Consider the following 562-nt stretch of genomic DNA (forward strand, 5'->3'; position numbering starts at 1 on the left):
CCTGGGCCTGGCCATCGTCAAGGCCGTGGCGGCGATGCACGGCGGCACGGTGTCGGCGGCCAGCGCCGCGGGCGTGACGCGGGTGGCATTCAGCGTCGAGGCCGAGCCTGCACCCTGAGGCGGGCAGGGGGCGCTGCCCGGTTGGGGCGGGCGCCCAGGTCAGAACCCTTGGCTGGGCCCAGGCCCGCCTTCACGGCGCAAACAGCGCGGCCAGATTCAATTGGCGGATCAATTCGCCGGTGGCCGCCGCCAGCCGGGTGGCGGGGCGATGGCGGGCGCTGGCCAGCACCAGGTTGTTGGTGATGGGCGGCGACTCGATGTCGCTGAGCGACAGCGCGTGTTCGGCCGCCGGCCCGCGCGCCGCCGAGCGCGGCAGGATGGCGTAGGCGTCGCCCTGGGCGGCCAGTTCCACGATGGTCTGCACGGCGTCCACCTCGGCCGCCACTTTCAGGCGAACCCCCTGGGCGCGGCAGACGCTTTCGACCAGGGTGCGGATGGCGTTGGGCAGGCTGGGCAGCACCAGCGGGTACGCGCCCAGCCCGGCGACGGCGATGCGGTCGGG

At 74.6% G+C, this 562-nt stretch carries 1 protein-coding gene; it reads right to left on the bottom strand.

Annotation, left to right across the window (positions count from 1 at the left end):
- Nucleotides 1–190: 190 nt before the first annotated feature.
- Nucleotides 191–562: LysR substrate-binding domain-containing protein (locus U858_RS0133195; RefSeq protein ID WP_029954761.1), on the bottom strand; the 372-nt coding region annotated here is incomplete at its 5' end.

The sequence above is a fragment of the Achromobacter sp. DH1f genome, assembly GCF_000633435.1.
GTDB lineage: Bacteria > Pseudomonadota > Gammaproteobacteria > Burkholderiales > Burkholderiaceae_B > Achromobacter > Achromobacter deleyi.